General features: G+C 59.5%; 15 protein-coding genes. 9 read left to right on the forward strand and 6 right to left on the reverse strand.

What is annotated here, in order from left to right:
• Positions 1-269 precede the first annotated feature (269 nt).
• The 4 genes from FO014_RS23510 to FO014_RS23525 form a co-directional block, all read right to left on the reverse strand.
• Positions 270-1,607, reverse strand: a complete 1,338-nt coding sequence (locus FO014_RS23510) for a c-type cytochrome (RefSeq protein ID WP_160031476.1) — start codon at positions 1,605-1,607, stop codon at positions 270-272.
• 12 nt (positions 1,608-1,619) lie between these two features.
• Entirely contained in the window at positions 1,620-3,404 is a 1,785-nt protein-coding gene (locus FO014_RS23515; protein WP_160031271.1) for a GMC family oxidoreductase, read from the reverse strand.
• Between the two features lie 2 nt (positions 3,405-3,406).
• Positions 3,407-4,132: a gluconate 2-dehydrogenase subunit 3 family protein gene (locus FO014_RS23520; RefSeq protein WP_160031272.1), complete on the reverse strand. Its 726-nt coding sequence runs from the start codon at positions 4,130-4,132 to the stop codon at positions 3,407-3,409.
• A gap of 309 nt (positions 4,133-4,441) precedes the next feature.
• Positions 4,442-5,110 carry a transglycosylase SLT domain-containing protein gene (locus FO014_RS23525; protein WP_160031273.1) on the reverse strand — a complete coding sequence of 223 codons (669 nt, stop codon included), beginning with the start codon at positions 5,108-5,110 and terminating at the stop codon, positions 4,442-4,444.
• A 109-nt stretch (positions 5,111-5,219) separates the two neighbouring features.
• Here FO014_RS23525 and ghoS point away from each other — a divergent pair, with 109 nt between their 5' ends.
• From ghoS to FO014_RS23555, 6 genes are all read left to right on the forward strand, one after another.
• On the forward strand, positions 5,220-5,519 hold the full coding sequence (gene ghoS / locus FO014_RS23530) for a type V toxin-antitoxin system endoribonuclease antitoxin GhoS (RefSeq protein ID WP_160031274.1): 300 nt from the start codon (positions 5,220-5,222) through the stop codon (positions 5,517-5,519).
• Positions 5,520-5,630: 111 nt separating this feature from the next.
• The gene (locus FO014_RS23535) at positions 5,631-6,569 is read left to right on the forward strand and encodes a metal ABC transporter substrate-binding protein (protein WP_160031275.1); all 939 of its coding nucleotides are present in this window, start codon (positions 5,631-5,633) and stop codon (positions 6,567-6,569) included.
• A complete protein-coding gene (locus tag FO014_RS23540; protein ID WP_160031276.1) occupies positions 6,566-7,465 on the forward strand; it encodes a manganese/iron ABC transporter ATP-binding protein in 900 nt (299 codons plus the stop codon). The genes FO014_RS23535 and FO014_RS23540 overlap by 4 nt, the downstream gene beginning before the upstream one ends.
• On the forward strand, positions 7,465-8,334 hold the full coding sequence (gene yfeC / locus FO014_RS23545; RefSeq protein ID WP_105230846.1) for an iron/manganese ABC transporter permease subunit YfeC: 870 nt from the start codon (positions 7,465-7,467) through the stop codon (positions 8,332-8,334). Before FO014_RS23540 ends, yfeC begins: the two co-directional genes overlap by 1 nt.
• Positions 8,334-9,203, forward strand: a complete 870-nt coding sequence (locus tag FO014_RS23550) for a metal ABC transporter permease (protein WP_160031277.1) — start codon at positions 8,334-8,336, stop codon at positions 9,201-9,203. Before yfeC ends, FO014_RS23550 begins: the two co-directional genes overlap by 1 nt.
• Positions 9,204-9,302: 99 nt before the next feature.
• On the forward strand, positions 9,303-10,193 hold the full coding sequence (locus tag FO014_RS23555) for a DMT family transporter (RefSeq protein WP_160031278.1): 891 nt from the start codon (positions 9,303-9,305) through the stop codon (positions 10,191-10,193).
• Between the two features lie 10 nt (positions 10,194-10,203).
• On the opposite strand, the gene pdxR is transcribed toward FO014_RS23555, so the two are convergent.
• Complete coding sequence (gene pdxR / locus FO014_RS23560; protein ID WP_160031279.1) at positions 10,204-11,691, reverse strand: MocR-like pyridoxine biosynthesis transcription factor PdxR; 1,488 nt, start codon at positions 11,689-11,691, stop codon at positions 10,204-10,206.
• A 239-nt stretch (positions 11,692-11,930) separates the two neighbouring features.
• Here pdxR and FO014_RS23565 point away from each other — a divergent pair, with 239 nt between their 5' ends.
• Positions 11,931-12,800, forward strand: coding sequence for a fructosamine kinase family protein (locus FO014_RS23565; protein WP_160031280.1), 870 nt, complete (start codon positions 11,931-11,933; stop codon positions 12,798-12,800).
• A 54-nt stretch (positions 12,801-12,854) separates the two neighbouring features.
• Here the strand turns inward: FO014_RS23565 and FO014_RS23570 are convergent, their stop codons facing one another.
• Positions 12,855-13,415: a YniB family protein gene (locus tag FO014_RS23570; RefSeq protein ID WP_160031281.1), complete on the reverse strand. Its 561-nt coding sequence runs from the start codon at positions 13,413-13,415 to the stop codon at positions 12,855-12,857.
• A 226-nt stretch (positions 13,416-13,641) separates the two neighbouring features.
• On the opposite strand from FO014_RS23570, the gene hxpB reads away from it, so the two are divergent.
• Both hxpB and kduI read left to right on the forward strand, forming a co-directional pair.
• Positions 13,642-14,307, forward strand: a complete 666-nt coding sequence (hxpB, locus tag FO014_RS23575) for a hexitol phosphatase HxpB (RefSeq protein ID WP_160031282.1) — start codon at positions 13,642-13,644, stop codon at positions 14,305-14,307.
• A 249-nt stretch (positions 14,308-14,556) separates the two neighbouring features.
• Complete coding sequence (gene kduI / locus FO014_RS23580) at positions 14,557-15,393, forward strand: 5-dehydro-4-deoxy-D-glucuronate isomerase (protein ID WP_160031283.1); 837 nt, start codon at positions 14,557-14,559, stop codon at positions 15,391-15,393.
• Positions 15,394-15,410: the final 17 nt, after the last annotated feature.

Raw genomic sequence — 15,410 nt, forward strand, 5'->3', positions numbered from 1 at the left:
TATTGCCTGTTGCAAGGACGGCAAAGGATAATTAAAAATGCAGGATGGGTCTATGTTTATGCGGTTAACTGCGCGCTTCGTGAACGATTAATCCATAACTCCCGTACGGATTCAGCATAATCATGCACGATATCGTGCAAAACAGGGGGAGGATACAAAGGTTGGTATGGCGGAACGCGGTGCTGCCATTGGCTATCATATCAGGCCATGCCGGAGAGACGAAAAAGGCCCCATAGGGGGCCTTTGGATTTATCTGCGTATGCGCGCCGTTACTTATGCGCGTCCGGATGGTCCGGCACTGCCGCGCTGCCCATCTCTTTCTCGTCACGGATCATGGAGCGGTCCTTACGCACCGCGGCAACGTCCGCAGCGCTGACCGCGCTGGCCTTGTTGCCCCAACTGGTGCGGATAAAGTTCACCACGTCCGCCACCTGCTGGTCGTTCAGACGCCAGCCGAACGGCGGCATGGTGATGTTGGACACCGCACCCTTCACCGCTGGCGTGGTATTGCCGGTCAGCACGATATGGATCAGCGAGGTGGCGTCCTCGGTCTGCACCACCGGGTTGCCTTTCAGCGCCGGGAAGGCGCGCTTATAGCCCACGCCGTCGGTGCGGTGGCAGGCCGCGCAGTTATCCACGTACAGCGCCGCTCCCGGCTTGCTGTCATCGCCGCGCCACAGATCTTTGGCGACGCTGTCTTCCACCGGCGCAGCCTGCTGCTTGCCGCCCTTCGGCGGCAGCGTTTTCAGGTAGCGGGCGATGGCGGTCAGGTCTTCGTCGCTGAGATACTGCAGGCTGTGTTCAACCACATCGCTCATGCCGCCGAACACGATGGCCTTGTCGTTACGGCCGGTTTTCAGGAACTCGGTCAGCTCGGCTTCGCTCCAACTGCCCAGTCCATCTTTGTTCTCACCGCGCAGGCTGGAAGCCACCCAGCCGTCAATCGGCGCATTGCTGCCGGACAGGTAGTCGTCGCCCTCTTTCTCGTTCAGCGCCTTTTCCTGCATGGTGATGCTGCGCGGCGTGTGGCAGGCGCCGCAGTGACCCAGCCCCTCAACCAGATAACGGCCGCGCTCCGCCACCGGATCGGCTTTCGCATCTTCGACAAAATCGGCCGGCGACGGCGCAAACATGCCGCGCCAGATGCTCAGCGGCCAGCGCATCGACAGCGGCCACGGAATGTCGGAATCCTTATTGGCCGCTTCCACCGGCTGCACGCCGTGCATAAAGTAGGCGTACATGGCGCGCATATCGTCTTCTTTGATCACCGCAAACGACGGGAACGGCATCGCCGGATACAGCGTACTGCCGTTTTTAGCGACGCCCTTGCGTACCGCGTTGTCGAAATCTTCGAAGCTGTAATCGCCGATGCCGGTTTTCTTGTCCGGCGTAATGTTGGTGGAGTAAATGGTGCCGATCGGCGTCTCCATCGCCAGGCCGCCGGCAAACTCTTTGCCGCTCTTGCCGTTGGTGTGGCAGGCCACGCAGTCGCCGGCGCGCGCCAGATACTCACCCCGCTTGATCAGCTCGCTGCTGACCGTGGCGTCCTGCGCGAACGCAGAGAAACTCAGAGCACTGGCGACCAGTGCGGGAATAATTGCTTTCATCATCAGCCGTCCTTATGCCTGCACCAGTGGGCCCGGGTTCTTCAGATACTGTTCGCGAATCGCGCGCGCAGACCAGTACGCCAGCGCCGCAACGGTGCCGGTCGGGTTGTAGCCCAGCCCCTGCGGGAAGGCCGACGCGCCGATAGAGAACACATTATGTACATCCCAGCTTTGCAGGTAACGGTTAACCGCGCTGGTCTTCGGATCTTCCCCCATCACCGCGCCGCCGTTCATATGGGTGGTCTGGTAACTGGTGGTATCGAAGTGACTGTCGGCATTTTTCGGGCTGCCGATGATATGTTTCGGGTTCATCGCCTTGGCAATCGGTTCCATCTTGTTGAACATGAACTGCGCCATTTTGATGTCATTTTCCTGCCAGTCGAAGGTCATACGCAGCAACGGCTGACCGAACACGTTTTTGTAGTTCGGATCCAGATCCAGATAGTTGTTGCGGTAAGACTGGTGAGCGCCGTGGGCATCCATCGATACGTGGTGGGTGTAAGAATCCGCCACCGCTGCTTTCCACTCGCTGCCCCAATTTGGCGTGCCGGCAGGCGTAGGGACGCCGGAGATCGGCTTGGTGCCCGCCTGGTTGACCCAGAACGGCGAGCCGCCGACAAAGCCTTCTTTCGCATGGTCGAAGTTGTCGGCGTTGAAGTCATCCACCCCGACGCCGTTGCCGCCCGCGCCGATAAACGGGTTGGTGTGCACATTCTTGTCGAAGAACGCCTTGATGGTGGTCATGTTCTGATAGGCGAAGTTACGCCCCACCACGCCTTCGCCGGTCACCGGATCGTACGGTTTGCCGATGCCGGACAACAGCATCAGGTGCACGTTGTGGAACTGGAAGGCGCCCAGGATCACCAGATCGGCCGGCTGTTCCACTTCACGCCCCTGCGCGTCGACATAGGTCACGCCGGTGGCGCGCGATTTATCGTCGGTCAGGTTCACTTTCAGCACGTTGGCGTTGGTGCGCAGTTCAAAGCGTTTTTCCATCCGCAACGCCGGCAGGATATTCACGTTCGGCGAGGCTTTGGAGTACATATAGCAGGCATAACCGCTGCAGAAACCGCAGAAGTTGCATGGCCCCATCTGCGCGCCGTACGGGTTGGTATAGGAGTCCGAGGTATTGGCGGACGGCAGGTTGTACGGGTGATACCCCACCTCGCGCGCGGCCTTTTCAAACAGCTGCGCGGAATAGGTGTTTTTCTGCGCCGGCAGCGGGAAGTCATCGGAGCGATCCGGCGCAAAGCGGTTACCGCCCTTGCCTTCGCCGACCACTTTGCCCTTGATTGACCAAGCGGTGCCGGAGGTGCCGAACACTTTCTCCGCCTTATCGAAGTACGGCTCCAGTTCGTCGTAGGTCACGCCGAAATCCTGGATGGTCATATCCTTCGGAATAAAGTTTTTGCCATAGCGCTCTTCATAGTGGCTGCGCATGCGCAGTTCGATCGGATCGATGCGGAAATGCACGCCCGACCAGTGCAGGCCGGCGCCGCCGACGCCGGTGCCCGGCAGGAAGGCCGCCAGCTGGCGGTAAGGCACCGCGGTCTGGCTGTTGTTGTGGCGAATAGTGACCGTGCTTTTCGACAGATCCTGGAACAGCTTGCGGCGAATATTGTAGGTCAGTTCGTCGATCACCTGCGGGTAAGAGCCGTCCGGATAGGTATCGCGCATCGGGCCGCGCTCCAGCGCCACCACATTCAACCCGGCTTCGGTCAGTTCTTTCGCCATAATGGCGCCGACCCAGCCAAACCCGACGATGACCACATCCTTTTTCTTCATTAGCGTTGCCATTGTTATCTCCTTTCCCCACGAATTGATACCGGCGGGAAGGGATAACGTTCCCCTCGCTCAACCCAGTCCATAAAGTCGGCGCGAGCGCCCGGAAAATTAATCAGCTTCCAGCCGACCATGTCTTTATTACCGCCATGGATCGGATCGCTGAAGAAACCTTCACGGGTGTTTTGCAGCAGGTAAGAGAAAAACAGTTTGGACGGCAGCTGCTCGAACGCCGCTTTACCGGCCTCCATCTCTTGCAGCAGCGCATCTTTCTGCGCATCCGTCAGCTCGGCAAACACTTTACCGTGCTGTTTTTTACTGTAGGCGTCCGCCTCGGCGATGCCCAGGTTATAAATCTGCTTCGGCACCAGCGGCAGCTGGTAGCCCATCTCTTTCGGCACGTCAGGGTTGAATGGCCCCTGCATATACCAGATGGAGCCGGTAGCGTACGGCGTATTCATCTGACGATCGATAAACTCCGGCACGCCGGCTTCCAGCGCCCCCGGGCCGCGATCGTCGGCCGGAATCAAACGCGCCACTGCGGCGTTGATAAAGGCCCACTCTTCAGGCGTGAAGAAGGTCGGTTGGTAGTCATTGTTTTTTGGTGCGTCATCAGCGGCAACGGCCGGTACGGGAGCCGTCAGCGCGCCAACGCTGCTGCCACCGATCACCGCTGCAGGAATCAAGGTCACCGATTTCAATAAGAAATCGCGCCGAGAATTGTTAGTTTTATTGTCCGACATATCACATTCCATCCAAATATAATCACAACTATTTAACCTCAACCGTGCGGTTGATGCGGGTTTTAAAAATATTTTGTAACCTTTTTGTCTATTTATTGAAGGTCATAAAGTAAACTTTAGCAAAAATGTTACCGGTAACTTATTGAATGAACGCAAAGAATTACCTTGTCGATCCGCATGAACTTTTCGTGCGGTTTTTTCATGATTCTCGGCAGTAATAATTAGAAATGGGAGCTTGGTCGCTTTTTTTAGCTACTAAAGGGAGAAAAACCGGTCGTTTTGCAACCGGCTTGTAACATTTGACGCAGACTATTCCATCGCCTGATAGGCGGTGGTCACTTTCCACAGGTAACGCGGTGCCTGCGGCGCCGGATGTTTCTTTTGAATATGTTGGTAAAATTCGTCCGGAGTCAGCTGATTAATGCGGTTGACCGCCACACGCCGGTCCGAGGAAAACGTACGCAGCATGGCGCCCGCACCGTTAGCGTAAGAGACGATGGTGGCGTACTGCCGGGTTTTCGGATCGTTGATCCCGGCCAACTGTGCCTGCAGGATATTGATATAGGCCGCGCCCAGATCGATATTCACCGCCGGATCTTTCAGCTCCCGCGAACTCGGCTGCCCGCGTCGCCCTTTCATCCGATAGGCGTCGCGCCCGGCAGTCGACGCCTTGAGCTGCATCAGCCCGACCGCATTCGACTTGCTCACCGCCAGGGGATTAAAGCCGGATTCCACCTGAATAATGGCTTTAATCAGGTTTTCATCAACGCCGTAATTGCTGGCGGCCTGGCGAATATAATCGCTGTACGCCACCGGCGTGCCGGTGTGGTTGCTCGCAGTCTGCTGCTGCGAAGGCGGCTGCAGCCAGCCCCCGGAAGAAGTGCCGCCAGCGCCCGTTGTGCTGCTGGTGGTCTGCGGGTCTTTCGCACAGCCCGCTAAAAGCGTAATTGCCATCAGGCAACCAATCTTGGTTCTCACGGAATCCTATACTCCTTTCAATGAGTTGCGTCGCATAAACAACGGGTAAGGACGCCTGCATCACTTTTTTGGTCTATTCTCAAGCTATCCATATACCAAGAGGTGATTTATGAGTCAATCGGCAACCACGTGTTTTGTGGTGACTTTTCACTACCAGGAAGCCGGATTAACCGATTTGGCGAAGCTGACCGGCCAGCTAACCCGGGAAGGTTTCACCACCACGGTGGTGGATGAAAACGGCGTTTCTCACGAGCTGGGCAGCAACAGCTATGCGATTATTACCGCGTTGAATCAACAGGATGTCGAAAAACTAGCGCAGGGGCTGGGGCAGGTTGCGTTGGGAAAAACGCCGCAGGTTAGGTTGCTCGTCTGGGATGAGTATGTCAGACAGTTACATGAGGATACATAAAACCGTCGCCGTTAATCCGATGAAAATAATCCGCCATCAGCGAAACGTGATGCTTGACCTGCGCTCAATTGATATTGATAATCATTTTCATTTAACTCACAGGGAGTCACCATGTCGCTGAAATATCACGTATCCCCCCTCTTACGCCGGTTCGCCCGCGCCGCTACGCCGTTAACCCTGAGCGCCCTGCTGTGCGCCAGCGCCCTACTCAGCCCCGCCGCGCTGGCGGAGAAAAAACTGCGCGTGGTGACCACCTTTACCATTATTCAGGATATCGCGCAAAACGTGGCGGGCGACGCCGCCGTGGTGGAATCTATCACCAAACCCGGCGCGGAGATCCACGACTATCAGCCCACCCCGCGCGATATCGTCAAGGCGCAACACGCCGATTTAATCCTGTGGAACGGTATGAATCTGGAACGCTGGTTCCAGCGCTTCTTTGAAAATATCAAGCAGGTGCCCGCTGCCGTCGTCACCGAGGGCATCACCCCGCAGCCGATTCGTGAAGGGCCATACAACGGTAACCCCAACCCGCACGCCTGGATGTCCCCCACCAACGCGCTGGTGTATATCGAAAACATCCGCAAGGCGCTGGTAAAATACGATCCGGCCAATGCGAAGACTTACAACCGCAATGCCAAAGCCTACAGTGAAAAGATCGCCGCGCTCGATGCGCCGCTGCGTGAACGCCTGGCGCGCATTCCCGCCGCCCAGCGCTGGCTGGTCACCAGTGAAGGCGCCTTCAGCTATCTGGCGAAAGATTATCAGTTGAAAGAGATCTACCTGTGGCCGATCAACGCCGATGAACAGGGCACGCCGCAGCAGGTGCGCCGGGTGATCGACGCGGTGCGCAGCCACCAGATCCCGGTGGTGTTCAGCGAAAGCACCATTTCCGATAAACCGGCCAAACAGGTCGCCAAAGAGACCGGCGCGCAGTATGGCGGCGTGCTGTATGTCGATTCACTCTCCGCCAGCAACGGGCCGGTGCCTACCTATATCGACCTGCTGAACGTCACCGTGCAAACCATCGCCAAAGGATTTAATCAATGAGCGCAGAGGCATTTATCCGACCAGCGCTGCGCGTCGACGATGTCACCGTGACCTATAACAACGGCCACACCGCCATTTACGACACCAGCTTTACCCTCGACGGCGGCGCCATCTGCGCGCTGGTCGGCGTCAACGGCAGCGGCAAGTCGACGCTGTTTAAAACCATTATGGGGCTGGTGCGCCCCACCCGCGGCCAGGTATCGCTGAGTGACCAGCCGATCGCCGCGGCGCTGAAGAAAAACCTGATCGCCTATGTGCCGCAGACCGAAGACGTGGACTGGAACTTTCCGGTACTGGTCGAGGACGTAGTGATGATGGGGCGCTACGGTAAAATGAACTTCCTGCGTATCCCTACGCGGGAAGACCGCGAACGGGTTGCCGGCGCGCTGGAGCGCGTGGGGCTGACCGCCCTGCGCCACCGCCAGATCGGCGAACTGTCCGGCGGCCAGAAAAAACGGGTGTTTCTGGCGCGCGCGCTGGCGCAACAGGGCACGGTGCTGCTGCTGGACGAACCCTTTACCGGCGTCGACGTGAAAACCGAGAACGCCATTATCGACCTGCTGCGGGCGCTGCGTGACGAAGGGCACCTGATCCTGGTATCCACCCATAACCTCGGCAGCGTGCCCGAGTTCTGCGACCGGGTGATCCTGATCAACCGCACCGTACTGGCCGCCGGGCCGACGGCTACCACCTTCACCCAGAGCAATCTGGAACAGGCCTTTGGCGGCGTACTGCGCCATATCAACCTCTCCGGCCCCGACCTGCACGACGACAACGATCCGCGCACCCTGACGGTACTGACCGACGACGAACGTCCGGCGGTGTTCTACGGCCACAGCAAAAGCGATCCGCCGGCCAAAAGCCAGCCGAAAGGGAAAGAGGAGCAACAGTCCTGATGTTGGAAATCCTGCTGCAACCTTTTAACTACAACTACATGGTGAAAGCCATCTGGGTCAGCGCTATCGTCGGCGCCGCCTGCGCCTTCCTGTCCGCCTATCTGATGCTGAAAGGCTGGTCACTGATGGGGGATGCGCTGTCGCACTCGGTGGTGCCCGGCGTTGCCGGCGCCTACGCGCTGGGGCTGCCCTACGCTGCCGGCGCCTTCTTCACCGGCATGCTGGCGGCGCTGGCAATGACGCTGGTGCGCCATATCACCCGCCTGCGCGAAGACGCAATTATCGGCTTTATCTTCTCCACCTTTTTCGCCGCCGGCCTGCTGATCGTTTCTCTCAACCCAACCTCGGTCAACGTCCAGTCGATTATCTTCGGCAATATTCTCGGCATCGCCGATGAAGACGTACTGCAGGTGGAAATTATCATCGGCGTATCGCTGCTGATCCTCTGTCTGCTGTGGAAAGATTTGCTGGCGGTGTTCTTCGACGAAAACCACGCCGTGTCCATCGGTCTGTCGCCGCTGCGGCTGAAAATTCTGTTTTTCACCCTGCTCAGCGCCTGCACCGTCGCGGCGCTGCAAACCGTCGGGGCGATACTGGTGATCGCCATGGTGATCACCCCCGGCGCCACCGCCTATCTGCTGACTGACCGCTTCAGCCGTCTGATCGTCATCGCCCTGTGCATCGGCGCGCTGACCAGCGCCGGCGGCGCCTACCTGAGCTTCTTCCTCGACGGCGCTACCGGCGGCGTGATCGTCACGCTGCAAACCCTGGTGTTTTTATTGGCGTTCGTGCTGGCGCCGAAACATGGCCTGCTGGCGTCCAGACGCCGGGTCGCACATGTCGACAACCATCAGGAGGAGGAGCCGTGATGGAAATACTCTATCAGTGGCTGAGCGAACCGTTCGCCTACCCGTTTATGCAACGGGCGATTATCGCCGCCATCGTCACCGGCGTCGTCTGTGCGGTGCTCTCCTGCTACCTGGTGCTCAAAGGCTGGTCGCTGATGGGCGACGCTATTTCACACGCGGTGCTGCCCGGTATTGTGCTGGCGTTCGTCACCGGTATTCCGCTGGCCATCGGCGCCTTTCTGTCCGGGATTCTCTGCGCGCTGGCTACCGGCTATCTGAAAGAACACAGCCGGGTTAAAGAAGACACCGTAATGGGCATCGTGTTTTCCGGCATGTTCGCCTTCGGCCTGGTGCTGTTTTCACGGGTGGATACCGATCAGCACCTCAGTCATATCCTGTTCGGCAATATGCTCGGCATTACCGACGGCGAGCTGCGGCAAACGCTGTGGATTGCCGGCATCACGCTGGCGGTGGTGCTGCTAAAGCGTAAAGACTTTATGCTGTACTGCTTCGATCCCAGCCACGCGCGCGCCGTCGGCCTGCCGGTCAAACTGCTGCACTATGGCCTGCTGTGCCTGCTGGCGCTGACCATCGTAGCCGCGCTGCAGGCGGTAGGGGTGATATTGGTGATCGCCATGCTGATCGCGCCGGGCATTATCGCCTTCCTGCTGTGCCGCAGTTTTGATCGCATGCTGTTGGTCGCCATCGTGGCGTCGGTCTTCTCCTGCGTACTCGGCACGCTGATCAGTTTTCAGATAGACGGCGCCACCGGCCCCTGCATCGTGCTGGTACAGGCGGTGCTGTTTGTGCTGGCGCTGCTGTACAGCCGCTGGCGCACGTTACGCCGTCACGCCTCAGCTGCGTTGGAACCGCCGCGCGCCGCTGAATAATGGTCTAATAAAAATGGTGATAACCGGCCCTTTCCCTGGGCCGGTTAAACCGCAAAATGGCGCTGTTCAGGTTTTGTTAACGTCGTGGAGCGCCATTGTATGAACAGCCAGACCAAACCGTTATCTGCCGCCGTCCCGCCTTCCGGCTGGGTTAACGGCTTTATCGGCATGCTGATTTTCAGCGGTTCGCTGCCCGCCACCCGGCTGGCGGTCTCCGCCTTTGATCCCCTGTTTCTCACCGCCATCCGCGCCGGTATTGCCGGCTGTCTGGCGCTGTGCGCCCTGCTGCTGACCAGGCAACAGCGCCCCGCACGCGCCGACCTGATCCCGCTGCTGTGGGTCGCCGTTGGCGTGGTCGCGGGGTTCCCCCTGCTCACCGCCCTGGCGCTGCAGCATATGACGTCGGCGCACTCGCTGGTTTATATCGGCCTGCTGCCGCTGATGACCGCCTGTTTTGCCGTCTGGCGCGGCAGAGAACGCCCGAATATCAAATTTTGGGCCTTTTCCGTCGCCGGCGCCGCGCTGGTGGCGGCGTTTGCCCTGACCCACAGCGACGCAGGCTCCGGGTTCGGCGACCTGATGATGCTGGGGGCGGTCGCTCTGTGCGGGCTGGGCTATGCCGAAGGCGCGGTGCTGTCGCGCCGCCTCGGCGGCTGGCAAACCATCTCATGGGCGTTGACGCTGGCGCTGCCGGCCACCATCCTGCTGACGCTGCTTTACGCTCCGGCCGCCTGGCCAAAAGCCGGCGCAGACGCCTGGCTGTCACTGGCCTATGTGTCTTTGTTCAGTATGTGGATCGGTTTTATTTTCTGGTATCGCGGACTGGCGCAGGGCGGCATCGCCGCCGTCGGTCAGTTGCAACTGTTGCAGCCCTTTTTCGGCCTGCTGCTGGCGGCGCTGCTGCTGCATGAACAGGTACAACCGGCGATGATTGCAGTAATGGCCGGGGTGCTGCTGTGCGTCGTGGGCGCCAAACGCTTCGCCCGCTAGCGCCGCACACTCATCCGCACCGGCTGGCCGTCAGCAGCAGGCGATTCAGCGTGATGACCGCTTGCTCCACCTGCCGGTCGCTGTAGCCGCCCAGGCCGAGAATCAACCCGGTACGTCCGCGACCGACGGCATACATCGACGACAGCGCCCGTACCGACACGCCGGCCTCCTGCGCCAACCGTTCGACATGCCGATCGTCCAGCCCGCGCCGCAGCCACAGCACCATATGCATGCCCTGATCGCAGGGCTGCAGCTCCGCCAGTTCGGCGTTAATATGCCGGCCGACGGCGTCGATCACCACCCGCCGTTTTTCCGCATACAGACTGCGCATCCGCCGCAGGTGGCGCGCCAGATGCCCTTCCGCCATAAACTGCGCCAGCACGTACTGGTCGGCATTCGGCGGATGCCTGTCCATCAGAATACGCGCGCCGCAAAATGCGCCGACCAGCGGCGGCGGCACGATGGCATAACCCAGTCGCAACGAAGGAAACAGCACCTTACTGAAGGTGCCCAGATAGATAACGCGCGCCGGATCCTGCCCTTGCAGCGCAGGAAAAGGATGGCCGTCATAGCGCATCTCGCTGTCGTAATCGTCCTCCACAATCCAGGCGTTAGTTTCACGGGCCCAGGCCAACAGAGCGCTGCGCTGCGCCATACTCATCGGCATTCCCAGCGGGTACTGGTGCGAAGGCGTGACAAACGCCGCCCTGGCATCGGGCGCCATCATCCTGCCGGTGGCGACGTCGATACCGTCTGCGCCGACCGGCACCCGCACCATCTGCCGGTCGCGCAGCGCCGTCGAGAACAACGCGGTCACACCGGGATAGGCAGGATCCTCGACCCAGGCGCGATCGCCGGCATCCAGTAAAATTTGCGCCGCCAGATACAAGCCCTGCTGGGTGCCGCAGGTCACCACAATCTGTTCCGGCGTACAAATTACCGAACGCGACTGACGCACATACTCACAGATTGCGCGACGCAGCGGCAGCGCCCCCAACGGATCGCCATAGCCATCCGGCGCGCCCGGCCCGCGCGCACGCACCCGGTTGCCAAGTCGACGCCAGATATCCCCCGGCGCCGTATCACCGACAGGCAGCGACACGGTAAACGGAGCAGGCAACAGCGGTTTCAAACCACCGGCAAAGCGGGCGAACGCCTGCGCCTGTTCAGAAAGCGCCGGCTCGCCGCATTGGGCGCCGGGCAACACCGCCGATGCCGGCGGCGGCGAATCAATCGGCGCCACGCGCGTGCCCGACCCGCCCAGTGCCGTCAGTACGCCTTCGGCGACCAGCTGTTCATAGGCGACGGACACCGTGCCGCGCGACAGACGCAGCGCCACGGCCAGCGCACGCGTAGAAGGCAGGGGATCGCCCGCCCGCAGCTTCCCCTGCCGCACCGCCGTCCTCAGCGCCTGCGACAGCTGGCGGCTAAGTGACCCAGCCTGCCGATCAAGGGGGCCGATAGCAGGGATTTCAATAAGTTTAGCTTTGCGTGGCATCACGATAACCGTCTGAAAAAACACCGCGTCAGTATAACCCAGCCGCCATACCCGACGCGGACAAAAATCCCACAGCGGCGAACTGTATTTAAATTAATCAATAGCGTATATACTTTGAGCTGATGGCGGGCGGTAAAAACCGGAGAAAGATTAATGCCGGCTGTGCGCCACATCGAGTTTTCACGCCGTTAAAGACGCTAAGCTATTCAAACAGCAGGCAACACAGAGGGGGGAATACCATGTGGCAAGCCGTTAGCCGTCTGTTAAGTGAACATCTTGGCAGCGCAGAAATCCGCGAAAGGACTGAACTGCCCGGTGGCGAAATCCACCCGGCATGGCGCGTGAGTTACGGTGACAGCGAGGTGTTTGTGAAAAACGACGCCCGTGAGTTACTGCCTGTTTTTACCGCCGAAGCCGATCAGCTGGCGCTGCTGGCCCGCAGTAAAACGGTGCGCGTGCCGGAGGTGTACGGCGTGGGCAGCGATCGCGACTACAGCTTTCTCCTGCTGGAGCATCTGGAGCTCAAACCGCTGGAAGCGCACGGTGCCTACTGTCTGGGACAGCAGTTGGCGCACCTGCACCGCTGGAGCGAACAGCCGCAGTTCGGCCTCGACTTCGACAACCACCTGGCCACCTCACCCCAACCCAACGCCTGGCAGCGTCGCTGGGCGGAATTCTTCGCCGAACAGCGCATCGGCTGGCAGCTGCAGCTGGCGGCGGAGAAAGGCATGTCCTTCGGCGATATTGATGAGCTGGTGGATATCGTCTATCTGCGTCTGCAACACCACCAGCCGCAGCCCTCACTGCTGCACGGCGATCTCTGGCCGGCCAACTGCGCCATGACCCGCGACGGGCCGGTACTGTTCGACCCTGCCTGCTACTGGGGCGACCGGGAGTGCGATCTGGCGATGCTGCCGCTCTACCCGAATCTGCCGCCGCAGATCTACGACGGCTACCAAAGCGTCTGGCCGCTGCCGACAGACTTTATCAAGCGTCAGCCGCTGTACCAGCTCTACTACCTGCTCAACCGCAGCAACCTGTTCGGCGGGCAACATCTGGTGGCGGCGCAGCAGGCCATCGACGCGCTGCTGCATCCGCAGGACGCCTGACGTCAAACGGGGCCTTCCGGCCCCGTTATATCCTCACTCTTCCGTCGCCGGACGTTACGCGCCGGCGGCCAGTTTGCCCAGCAGGCTAATCACGAAGTAAGCCACCACCGCAATCGTCACTGGCAACACATACAGCGGGAAATACTGCAGGAAAATGCTGTGATGCGGCAGTGAAATACGCGACTCCAGCTGTTCGCGCGTCAGTCCTTCCGCCCCTTTCGCCTGCTCCAGAATCAGCTGGTCCTCCAGCCGTTCGCGGATAAACTTCACCTGCCGCGTCATACGCGCGCCGGAAGCGCGCAGCGCCAGACCGACGAAAATCAGCAGGTAGATAATAATAAACATCAGGTTGCCGCCGCTGAACAGGCTCTTATCCAGCCCCGGCACCGGCGAGTTATACCAGAACAGGTTAAGGAATGGCGTATTGAAACGCACCATATCGACGATGACGTGCACGAAGTCGATCACCACCGCATTGATGCCTTTGGTTTTTTCACTGTATTGGTAAACAAAATTCAGCAATGAAATCAGCGTCGACACTAACGCCAGGATAAACAGCACCCACCCCAGAATTTGTTTGATAATGCCAATACGCCCTGCCTGTTGATACGTCATGTGTTCCCCTTGTTAACGACGCAACGGTAATAAACCGCGAGTTTACCCGTAGTTGCCCGGCCAAGCCCACCGTTTTCTTTACACAGGCGCCACGGCTGCGCCCACAAACGGCCGTTTGTCCAGCAGGCTGGCGCTGCGTCCGGAGCGGCGATTTTGGTCGCGGCGATGGCAATGGTAGAGTAGCGCAGAGATTCCATCCACCGTATCGGCAGGAGTTAACGCACTAATGGCTTATTCGCAACGCATTGAAAGCGCAATTTTTGATATGGACGGCTTACTGATTGATTCAGAACCCTTATGGTTGCAGGCCGAGCTGGATATTTTCGGTTCGCTCGGCTTGGATCTTTCCGACCGTGACAAACTGCCGGATACCCTGGGGCTGCGCATCGATCTGGTGGTAGAGATGTGGTATCAGGCCATGCCGTGGCAGGGGGCGTCGCGGGAGCAGGTTTCCGCCCGTATTATTGAGCGCGCCATTGAGCTGGTGCAGGAACGCCGCCCGCTGCTGCCGGGGGTTACGCAGGCGCTGGAGCTCTGCCGCAGCCTCGATCTGAATATCGGTCTGGCTTCCGCCTCGCCGCTGCATATGCAGCAACAGGTACTGAATATGTTCGGTCTGGAACACTATTTTGACCAGCTGGTTTCCGCAGAATATCTGCCGTACAGCAAGCCGCACCCGGAAGTATATCTGATTGCCGCCGAGCGGCTGGGCAGCGATCCGCTGCGCTGCATTACGTTGGAGGACTCATTCAACGGCATGATCGCCACCAAGGCGGCGCGCATGCGCTCTATCGTGGTGCCGGCCGCAGAGTATCGCCAGGATCCGCGCTGGGCACTGGCTGACTATCAGTTGACGTCGCTGGAGCAGTTGACGCCGTCTCACCTTTCCTGACGATTACCCTCTTTCTGCACCCGCCCCCGCACGCCGTTCTGCCGGCACGTGCGGGGGCGTTCAGTTTTAAAAACGTCGACCTGCGTCAAAAAATAAATAAAACGCAATTTCATTTTTATTGAATTCACATACCGACCGCTCTATGCTGTGAACACCACAGAAAACGCCGGGCGGCGGTTTTGCTGTCACTGCCACGCAGCACGCCAGTCGCCCGGCGTTTTCTCCCCCTCACCACAGCGAGGCCCTGAGATGGACGTCCGTCAAAGCATTCACAGCGATCACGCCAAACAGCTCGACACCGCCGGATTACGCCGAGAATTTCTGATTGAAAAGATTTTCGAGGACGACCAGTACACCATGACCTACAGCCATATTGACCGCATTATCATCGGCGGCATCCAGCCGCGCCGGCAAAGCGTCACCATCGGCGATGAAGTCGGCAAACAGCTGGGCGTCGGTTACTTTCTCGAACGGCGGGAAATGGGCATCATCAATATCGGCGGCGCCGGTTTGATCGAGGTCGACGGGCAAAGCTACGAGATCGGCACGGAAGAAGCGCTGTATATCGGCCAGGGCGCCCGACAGCTGTCGTTCCGCAGCGTCGACGCCGAACGACCGGCCAAGTTCTATTACAACAGCGCACCGGCGCATACCCACTACCCCAACAAGAAAATCACCCTGGCCGACGCCGCGCCGCAGACCCTGGGCGACGACGCCACCAGCAACCGGCGCACCATTAACAAATTTATCGTGCCCGACGTGTTGCCGACCTGCCAGCTGACGATGGGGCTGACCAAGCTGGCCGCCGGCAGCCTGTGGAACACCATGCCGTGCCATACCCATGAACGGCGCATGGAGGTCTACTTTTACTTCGATATGGAAGATGAAACCGCAGTGTTCCATATGATGGGGCAGCCACAGGAGACCCGCCATCTGCTGGTGCACAACGAACAGGCGGTGATCTCCCCCAGTTGGTCGATCCACGCCGGCGTCGGCACCAAGCGCTACACCTTTATCTGGGGCATGGTGGGCGAAAATCAGGTGTTCGGCGATATGGACCACCTGGCCGTCAGCGAGCTGCGCTAACCCCCGCCGCCGGCCTC

This window comes from Serratia rhizosphaerae, from assembly GCF_009817885.1.
Classification (GTDB): domain Bacteria; phylum Pseudomonadota; class Gammaproteobacteria; order Enterobacterales; family Enterobacteriaceae; genus Serratia_B; species Serratia_B rhizosphaerae.